We start from the raw sequence: 7,054 nt of genomic DNA, 5'->3' as shown, positions 1-7,054 counted from the left end.
GACCGAGGTCGCCAGCGTGTATCCGGCGTCGCCCGAGCCGACCGTGAAGGACTCGTCACCGGTCAGCGGGTCCTTGTTCTCGCCCACCTTGGTCTTGCCCTTGTGCAGGGTGGTCTTCACGGACGAGTACGTGGAGCTGCCCAGGTTCCCCTGGCCGTCGGCGAAGACCGGCAGCATTCCGTAGATCCGGTTGTCCTCACGGTAGATGCCGTAGCCCTTGCCGACCGCCGGGCTGAAGACACCGGTGTTGAACGTCTCGGTGTACTTCTTCCCGCCCTTGTAGGAGCGGTCGCCGTCGGTGCTGTAGTACGCCTCGGAGGTGGGCCAGCCCTCGGGGTCGGGCTCGCCGAACTGGGTGTACTCCAGCGCCCACTTCACGTTCGCGGTGGACAGATACAGCGTGCGCTCGGTGGGCAGCTTCCGCGAGGCGGCGCTGGAGAACCCGCCGCCGGACGGCAGTATGGCCCAGGACCTGATCTCGCCTTCCTCGCCCGTGCCGGTGGCGCCCAGCCCGGTCTTCACCACGGCCAGGTCGGCGGCCTTGTAGTGCTTGGTGATCCCGGTGGCGAGCTTCTTCACCTTGCCGCCGAAGGCCGTGTTGTACTCGGCCTTGGACTTCTCCCACTGTCCCGACCAGGACTGGGAGAGCGAACCGTCGGTGATCTCGGGTCCCAGGTGCGCGGTGCGCAGAGACGCGAACGAGTCCAGGACCAGCCCGCTGGACAAGCCGCCGTCCTTGGTCGCGATGGCGTACTCCGCCAGCGCGAACGAAGGCTTGGCCTTGGCGTCCGGCACGGTGATGGCGGCGGGCTCGGCCTTACGGGCGTCGATGGTGACCGTGGTCTTCTTGGTCACCGTCAGCTTGGGCTGGACCAGGTAGTCGATGCCCTTGGTGGAGTCGTCGGGGTCCGGGAAGTGCAGCGACTCAAGGAGGTACGAGCCCTTGGGGAGCCGGATCGTGGTGGTCCCGTCCGATTCGCCGGGCAGATACTCCCCGAACTCGAAGTCGGACAGCGAGTTCACATAGGCGGAGGTGTTGGCGGTGGGAGCGCCGTCGCGGTCCAGGGCCTTGACGGTGACGTCGTAGGACTCGACTTCGCGCTCGACGGCGGCGGCGGTGCGGACGAGCTGGCCGCCGCCGGTCGCCGTGACGGTCGCGGAGTAGTGGCCGTCGAGGTCGCCGCCGAGCCGGGTGTCGGCGGTGAGGTCGACGGAGGCGGTGCCGCCCGCCGGCACGGTCACGGTCTCCGCGCCCAGGGTGAAGAACCCGGCCGGCGCGGGCTTGCCCTTCGGGTTCTTCCCGCTCACCTCCAGCGCGAGCGTGACCTCGGTGGTGTTGAGGTTGCGGTAGGTGATCTTCTTGGTGGTCGGCGTGTCATCGGTGTGCGGCCACTGCTGGACCCCGAAACCGACCGAGACCGGCTCCGCGATCACCTGCTGGTTGATCGCCTGGTCCACCGCGATCCGGCCGGAGCCCTGCTGGAAGGCGGTGTATCCGCCGTCGATCGTGGACGCGGTCAGGGCCCCCTTCAGCTCGGCGCCCGACCACTCCGGATACCGCTCCTTCAGCAGCGCCGCCGCCCCCGCCGCGTGCGGAGCCGCCATCGAGGTGCCGGAGATCGTCAGATACCCGGCGGGCTTCTGCCCGACCTCCTGCTCGATCACGCTGCCCGGTGCGGCGGCGGCGGTGATGTCGACGCCGGGAGCGGTGACATCGGGCTTCAGCCCGCCGTCCCCGACCCGCGGACCCCGGCTGGAGAAGTCCGCCAGCTTGTCCTTGCCGTCCACCGCGCCCACGGTGAGCGCGGCCTCCGCGCTGCCCGGGGAGCCGACCGTGCGCGCGCCCGGCCCCGAGTTGCCCGAGGAGATCGCGAACAGTGTGCCCTTCTCGGCCGAGACCTTGTTGACATGCGCTTCGAGCGGGTCGTCGCCGGGGAAGTCGGTGCCGCCCAGGCTCAGATTGACGATGTCCGCGTCCTGCGCCACCGCCCAGTCGATGCCGGCGATGATGCCCGACTCGTCACCCGAGCCGGTGTCGTCCAGGACCTTCGCCGACAGCACCTTCGCCTCCGGCGCGACGCCGGTGTGGGTGCCGCCGGACTTGGCCCCGGTGCCCGCGGCGGTGGACGCCACATGCGTACCGTGCCCGTAGCGGTCCTTGGTGTCCGGCGACGAGGTGAAGTTCTCCGCCGCCAGGACCTGGCCCACGAGGTCGGGGTGCGTGTCGTCGACGCCCGTGTCCAGGACGGCGATCTTCACCCCCTCGCCCTTGTAGTTCTGCGCCCACACGCCCGGGGCGCCGATCTGGGGCACGCTCTTGTTCAGGGTGGCCTTGCGGACGCCGTCGAGCCAGACCCGGCTGATGCCGGAGGCGGTGGCGCGCTGCCCGTCCACGGTGCGGGTGACCGCGTCCCACAGCTCGCCGGCGTCGGCGTCCGGGGTGGTGACCGCGTCCGCGTTCAGGGACGCCAGGCTCCGGCGTACCTCGGTGTCGCCGGCCGCGCGGACCTGGGCGCGCGCCGACTTCGCGGCCCCGCCCCGGTAGGCGACGATCGTCTTCAGCCCGTCCCGGCCGTCCCGGCCCTGGGAACGGATGAGCTCGGTGAGGTTGAACAGCCGTGCGTCGAGCTTGCCGCTCGATATCAGCGCGCTCGCGTCCACGGGCACGACATATGTCTGCCCGGCCGCGGTACGGGTCTGGATCGGGACGTTCTCCCGGCCCTTCGCCCGCTCGACCCCGGCGACCCGGCCCTTGCCGTCGACCAGGACCACATCGCCGGTGATCAGCGTCACCCGCTGCACATCACGGCCCTGCGCCGCCGCCGACGCGCCGCTCCGCGCGTTTCCCTCGGCCGACGCCGGGCCGGTCATACCCGCCGTCAGAGCCACCGCGGCAGCGGCGGCGACCATGGAAACGCACACACTCTTCACTTGTCTACGCAACTCTCCCCCTGGAGATCAGCGAACAGGGCGAACGGAACTCGTTCACCCCCCCGGGGGATGGGTTCGTCTCTCTGTGCTGCCCCGCCCCCGGATTCCGCAGTATGCCGGGGGCAGATGGTTCGATCAACGCCGTCTGCGCGTGATGTGACGTGAACCGGACGGGTTCCGCGCGGTACGGTCCCGAGCAGACCGAAACCCGCCGTACGCTTCGTCATATCCCTTGCTGCATAGATTAGTTGGGGAATATCACGTGATCGCCGGAAGGTTCGTCCGGATGCCGGGGTGCACGATGGCGCCCGGGTGCCGGGCCCGGCGCTCCCCTCAGGAGGATCACGCACGATGACGACCTGGAAGCGCACCATCGCCCTGGGCACGATGACCTTCGGCACCAGCGTGGACGGACCCGGCTCCTTCGCCGTCCTCGACCGTTTCGCGGAGCTCGGCGGCACCGTGCTCGACACCGCCGACAATTACGCGTTCTGGGCCGAGGGCGCCACCGGCGACGAGAGCGAGACGGTGGTGGGCGACTGGCTGGCCTCGCGCGGACATCGCGACAGCATGGTGATCGGCACCAAGGGCGGAGCCCGGCCGACCGTGCCCGGCACCGGACTGGAGACCGCCGAGGGACTCTCCGCCGCCGCGCTCACCGCCGCCGCCGAGGGCAGCCTCCGCCGGCTGCGGACCGACCACATCGATGTGTACTGGACCCATATCCAGGACCCCGCCGTCCCCGCCGAGGAGACCGTGGGCGCGCTGGCCTCGCTGGTCGATTCGGGCAAGGCGGTCGCGCTCGGGGCCAGCAACCACTCCGTCTGGCGGGTGGAGCGCGCCCGCGCCCTCGCCGGGGACGGCCCGCGCTATACGCATCTCCAGTACCGCGACTCGTATCTCCAGCCCCGCTCCGATGTGGCGCTGCCGGTGGCCGGACAGCGCCATGTCACCCCCGAACTGCGCGAATACATACGGTCGGAGGGGGATCTGACGCTCTGGGTCTACAGCTCGCTGCTCTCCGGCGGCTATACGCGTACGGATGTGGAGCTCCCGGCCGTCTACGACCACCCCGGCACCCCGCCGAGGCTCGCGGTGCTGCGCGAGGTCGCCGATGAGCTGGAGGCGACCGTGAACCAGGTGGTGCTGGCCTGGCTGCTGGACCGCGACCCGCCCACGCTCCCCATTGTCGGCGCCAGCAGGACGGCCCAGGTGGAGGAGGCCATGGGCGCGCTCGAACTGCGGCTGAGCGAAGGCCAGCGGGAGCGTCTGGAGCGCGCGGGCGGCTGACGGGTTGAGGTCTGGGCCGGGGGTCGGGGTCTGCGCCGGGCCAGGCCCGGGCCCGGCTCAGCTCTGCGCCGAGGGTTCAGCTCTGGGCCCAGCTCAGCTCTGCGCCGAGTTCCGCACGCCCTGGGGAGAAGCCTGCTCCCCGGTGAAGGAGAAGGTGGAGGTGATCGCGCCGAACATGTCGTACAGCGGCTCGGACAGCGGGATATTGGGGCTGAAGCAGGTGATGATCAGAACCCTGGACGAACCGGGCACCGGCACCACCGTATGCATGACCAGCAGTTCGCAGCGGACCCCCGGGACGAGATCGCTCTCCTCGACCCCCACCAGACGGCCCACCGGGCCGATGGACGGCAGCGCCACCGTGGTGAAGGTCCCGGAGGAGCCCGAGTCCCGTCTCCGGCCCGTCGCGGAGAACCGCCGCGCCACGGCCCGGGGCGAGGCCCTCTCCCCGGGCCGTGGCACCACCTGAAACACCATCAGCCCGGCCATCAGCAGACCGTCCTTGAAACGGGCACTGGTTCCGGCCGCGTAGAGGGCGCCGCGCTCCCCGGCGCCGTCCAGAATCCGGTGGGCGCCGCGGAACGCTTCGTCGATCCGTTCGTGTTCATGTTCAGCGGACGCGGTGCTGAGCAACCGCGCCCTGGTCAGGCCGAGTTTCTCGCCGGAGAGGTCGTACCGCGTCCAGCTGGCAGGGATGTCGAGTGAAAAGGTCGGATCAGTCGATCCCGTACCGCCAACGCTTCCGGTCATAGCCCCTCCAGGGAGACGTCTGCGTGGCGGGATCGTCCCGCCTCGCCCCACGCACGGATGGAGAGGTCGGATGGTTCAACGGTATTCCTCCTGAGTCTCCGTTCAGCTGGACTCGTCCCGTTCGCCGGGTCCCGGGGGGACTCCGCCCGCCGCCTCCGTACGGGCCGGATGCGCCCGGGCCGCCGGCCGGGACCGGTCCTCGGCGCCGAACTCCGCCGCCGTGTGCTCGTGGGGCCGGGCCCGCTCCACCGGACCGGGGCCGAGGTCCAGGCCGTACCGGACGACGAAACAGGCGCTGGTGCCGCTCCAGACCCAGACGCCGTCCGCGGGCGGGCCCGGCGGGTCTCCGTCGCAGCCGTCCGTCGTGCAGCCGTCCGCCGTGCCCCCACGCCCGGCGACCCCGTCCCCGGCGCCGGCGCCGGCGTCCGGCCGGGTCTCCGCCGCCCGTACGAGATGCGCCGGGAAGCGCCGGGGCGTCTCCCCGTCCGTCGCCCCCTGGCCCGCACCGGACTCCCGCGCCCAGATCAGGGCCCCGGCGAGCCGCGCCTGGGCCTGGTACTCGGGCAGCTCCGCCCCCCGGGGGCAGACCTCGACCCGGGGCGCCTCATCGCCCGCCGCGGCGAGCGCGTCCTGGAGCCGGCCGGTGATGCCCGCGAGCTCCGCGCCCCGGTCCGTCTCCACGACGAAGACCCGCGCCGTCCGGGCCGGCGGCCAGGGAGCCCCCTCGGGCATCCGCAGACAGCGCCATACGGCCCGGACGGCGCTCTGATCGGACGCGGCCAGCGCGAGCACGGTGTCGATCGGGTCATGGCTCTGGGAGGCGAACAACAGCAGCGCGTGCGACCGGGGTTCGTCGGCGGTCGCCGCGGAGTCCAGCACCGCACGGCCCGCGAGAAACGTGTACGGCAGGCCGCCTCCGCCCCCGCCCCGGTCTCCTTCGCCGGTCCACCCGGACTGCCGGGGCTGCCGGGGCAGACTCGGCGGAGGGTGCTCCCCGGCCGCCACGACGATGCCGGTGAGCGTGGTGAGATCCGGCTCCGGGAGCGGTACGCGGTCGGCCGCGGCCCACGCCAGCACGGCGCGGGCCGTCGCCAGGACCTCACCGCGCGCCAGCCGGCCGCGCCACTCGGCGAGCCGGTCGTCGGGGGCCCTGCCCGCCTGCCTCAGCAGCGCCCAATGGCAGGCGTCGAGCACATCCCGGCCCGTCCGGGCCGCGTCGGTATGCTGCTGAGCCCTCCGGACCGCCCATACGGCCCGCTCGGCTCCTTCGACCTGGTCGGCTGCCATGAGATCCCGTCTCCTCACCGTCGTCGCCCGTCCACCTGTCTCTATCTGAGGTAACCGCTATGAGCGCGGAGCGGTTCATCTGAGTACGCCGACGGGAACCGGCGGTTCGGCCGCGCCTACGGCGTCACACCGCGCTTCTCCCGTTCCGCCCGCATCACCCGCAGTCCGTAGTGGAGCCGGGACTTGACCGTCCCCGGCGGAATGCCGCTGCTGAGCGCCACTTCGCTGATGGTGCGGCGGTGCAGATACACCTCGGTGATCACGCTGCGGTGGGCCGTGGTCAGCTTGGCCATGGCGTCGAGCACGACGATGCGCGCGAGTATCTGGCTGGTGCCGTCCTGGACGGTGAAGAAGCCCGGGTCCCCCTCGGACACCTCCACCTCCTTGGGGCGGCACGCGCGCCGCCGCCGGTCGTTGATCACGATCCGCCGGGCGACGGTGGTGAGCCAGGGGAGCAGATTGCGCGAGCCGCCGTCCGGCTGGAGGCGGTGCTCGTGCCGCCAGACCCTCAGCAGGGTCTCCTGGACGACGTCCTCGGCCCAGTGGCGGTCTCCGTTGGTGTACCGGAGCACGGCGGAGAGCAGGACCCCGCCGTACCGCGTCTGCACCTCGCGCAGGGTCTCGCAGGCGCTTCCGGCCAGGGGTGGGGCGGTCATGGCCGGCCCCCCTCTTCGGCACGCCCGATCACCGCCCGTCCGCCGGTGAGCCGTCCGGGCGTGGAATTCTCCTTCGGCCCAGGAGTTCCGGGCTTCGTATCCGATGGGATATGCCTGTTGGGTCTTGCGTCGCGAATGTG

At 71.6% G+C, this 7,054-nt stretch carries 5 protein-coding genes; 1 reads left to right on the top strand and 4 read right to left on the bottom strand.

Annotated elements, in window-relative coordinates; translation table 11 throughout:
- A partial coding sequence (locus FF041_RS01545) for a S8 family peptidase (RefSeq protein ID WP_153520662.1) occupies positions 1-2,910 on the bottom strand: 2,910 nt, incomplete at its 3' end.
- Positions 2,911-3,282: 372 nt separating this feature from the next.
- Here FF041_RS01545 and FF041_RS01540 point away from each other — a divergent pair.
- Entirely contained in the window at positions 3,283-4,221 is a 939-nt protein-coding gene (locus FF041_RS01540; RefSeq protein WP_153520661.1) for an aldo/keto reductase, read from the top strand.
- Positions 4,222-4,314: 93 nt separating this feature from the next.
- Here the strand turns inward: FF041_RS01540 and FF041_RS01535 are convergent, their stop codons facing one another.
- The 3 genes from FF041_RS01535 to FF041_RS01525 form a co-directional block, all read right to left on the bottom strand.
- Positions 4,315-4,971, bottom strand: a complete 657-nt coding sequence (locus FF041_RS01535; protein WP_153520660.1) for a hypothetical protein — start codon at positions 4,969-4,971, stop codon at positions 4,315-4,317.
- 102 nt (positions 4,972-5,073) lie between these two features.
- Entirely contained in the window at positions 5,074-6,258 is a 1,185-nt protein-coding gene (locus FF041_RS01530; RefSeq protein ID WP_153520659.1) for a hypothetical protein, read from the bottom strand.
- A 116-nt stretch (positions 6,259-6,374) separates the two neighbouring features.
- Positions 6,375-6,914, bottom strand: coding sequence for a sigma-70 family RNA polymerase sigma factor (locus FF041_RS01525; protein ID WP_153520658.1), 540 nt, complete (start codon positions 6,912-6,914; stop codon positions 6,375-6,377).
- Positions 6,915-7,054: the final 140 nt, after the last annotated feature.

The organism is Streptomyces jumonjinensis, from assembly GCF_009600885.1.
Taxonomy (GTDB): Bacteria; Actinomycetota; Actinomycetes; order Streptomycetales; family Streptomycetaceae; genus Streptomyces; species Streptomyces jumonjinensis.
This window is presented reverse-complemented; position numbering and strand designations above follow the sequence as displayed.